This window comes from Oleiphilus sp. HI0066 (genome assembly GCF_001635725.1).
The window spans coordinates 1-2,500 of record NZ_LWFH01000806.1; the positions used below are offsets into that span (position 1 = coordinate 1).

2 rRNA genes (1 of these 2 cut by a window edge) are annotated in these 2,500 nt (G+C 50.4%); both read right to left on the bottom strand.

Annotated elements, in window-relative coordinates:
* Positions 1–240 precede the first annotated feature (240 nt).
* Positions 241–355 (bottom strand): 5S ribosomal RNA (gene rrf / locus A3738_RS09595).
* Positions 356–526: 171 nt separating this feature from the next.
* Positions 527–2,500 (bottom strand): 23S ribosomal RNA (locus A3738_RS09600) (it continues 909 nt past the right edge of the window).

The following is a 2,500-nucleotide window of genomic DNA, read 5'->3' on the forward strand; positions in this document are numbered from 1 at the left end:
TGATCTTGCGATTTATAAAAAGGACGAGATTCCACAGCAGTTTTGCATTAGAAGATTAAAGCCGGTCGCGACGGACCTTTGCTCACAGGCTTAGCTCGTTGTATGCTTACGGGGTATACCTAGAATTGGCTACAGCAGTCTTTGCCTTACTCCACATGGTACCCATGTGAATGCTCTGTCTATAAATTCCATACATAAAAAAAGGGCTATCCAACCAGATAGCCCTCTCTCATATTAGAAGCCTGACGATGACCTACTCTCACATGGGACCTCCCACACTACCATCGGCGATGAACCGTTTCACTTCTGAGTTCGGGATGGGATCAGGTGGTTCCAGTTCTCTATGGTCGTCAGGCAAAACTCTGGTTGAAGTAACTTACGGTCGTTACACCAACACTTAATTCTGCTGTTGTCTTTAACATTGGAAGCAATAGTAGTCGCTTATGATTCATATCTTCATTATTCGTCGATTTTTCGATTGGTTGCCTATACACCCAGCCTTCTTTCGAAGACGCTTTGGCGTTATATAGTCAAGCCTCACGGGCAATTAGTACAGGTTAGCTCAACGCCTCACAACGCTTACACACCCTGCCTATCAACCTCATAGTCTTTAAGGGCCCTTTAGGATTCTCAAGGAATCAGGGAAAACTTATCTTGAAGGGGGCTTCCCGCTTAGATGCTTTCAGCGGTTATCCTGTCCGAACATAGCTACCGGGCAATGCGTCTGGCGACACAACCCGAACACCAGAGGTTCGTCCACTCCGGTCCTCTCGTACTAGGAGCAGCTCTTCTCAATTTTCCAACGTCCACGGCAGATAGGGACCGAACTGTCTCACGACGTTCTAAACCCAGCTCGCGTACCACTTTAAATGGCGAACAGCCATACCCTTGGGACCGGCTTCAGCCCCAGGATGTGATGAGCCGACATCGAGGTGCCAAACACCGCCGTCGATGTGAACTCTTGGGCGGTATCAGCCTGTTATCCCCGGAGTACCTTTTATCCGTTGAGCGATGGCCCTTCCATACAGAACCACCGGATCACTATGACCTACTTTCGTACCTGCTCGACGTGTCTGTCTCGCAGTTAAGCGCGCTTATGCCATTACACTAACCGCATGATGTCCGACCATGCTTAGCGCACCTTCGTGCTCCTCCGTTACTCTTTGGGAGGAGACCGCCCCAGTCAAACTACCCACCACACAGTGTCCTCGATCCCGATAAGGGACCAGAGTTAGAACCTCAAACATACCAGGGTGGTATTTCAAGGATGGCTCCACACACACTGGCGTGCATGTTTCAAAGCCTCCCACCTATCCTACACAAATAGGCTCAAAGTTCACTGTGAAGCTGTAGTAAAGGTTCACGGGGTCTTTCCGTCTAGCCGCGGATACGCTGCATCTTAACAGCGATTTCAATTTCACTGAGTCTCGGGTGGAGACAGCTTAGCCATCGTTACACCATTCGTGCAGGTCGGAACTTACCCGACAAGGAATTTCGCTACCTTAGGACCGTTATAGTTACGGCCGCCGTTTACCGGGGCTTCGATCAAGAGCTTCGCATACGCTAACCCCATCAATTAACCTTCCGGCACCGGGCAGGTGTCACACCCTATACGTCCTCTTTCGAGTTTGCAGAGTGCTGTGTTTTTAATAAACAGTCGCAGCTAACTGGTATCTTCGACTGCCGCTAGCTTAGGGAGCAAGTCCCATCACCGGCAGCAGCGTACCTTCTCCCGAAGTTACGGTACCATTTTGCCTAGTTCCTTCACCCGAGTTCTCTCAAGCGCCTTGGTATTCTCTACCTGACCACCTGTGTCGGTTTGGGGTACGGTTCCTTTATATCTGAAGCTTAGAAGTTTTTCCTGGAAGCAGAGCATCAACCACTTCAATCCCGTAGGATCTCGTCATCAGTTCTCAGCCTTAGGGACCCGGATTTGCCTAAGTCCCCAGCCTACAACCTTAAACATGGACAACCATCGCCATGCTGGCCTAGCTTTCTCCGTCTCTCCATCGCAATATAAAGAAGTACAGGAATATTAACCTGTTTCCCATCGACTACGCTTCTCAGCCTCGCCTTAGGGGCCGACTCACCCTGCGCCGATTAGCGTTGCGCAGGAACCCTTGGTCTTCCGGCGGGGAGGTTTTTCACCCCCCTTATCGTTACTCATGTCAGCATTCGCACTTCTGATACCTCCAGCAAACCTCTCGATTCACCTTCAACAGCGTACAGAACGCTCCTCTACCATATAGATAAATCTATATCCGCAGCTTCGGTTCATAGTTTGAGCCCCGTTAAATCTTCCGCGCAGGCCGACTCGACTAGTGAGCTATTACGCTTTCTTTAAAGGGTGGCTGCTTCTAAGCCAACCTCCTAGCTGTCTAAGCCTTCCCACATCGTTTCCCACTTAACTATGAATTTGGGACCTTAGCTGGCGGTCTGGGTTGTTGCCCTCTCCACGACGGACGTTAGCACCCGCCGTGTGTCTCCCGTGCTCGCACTC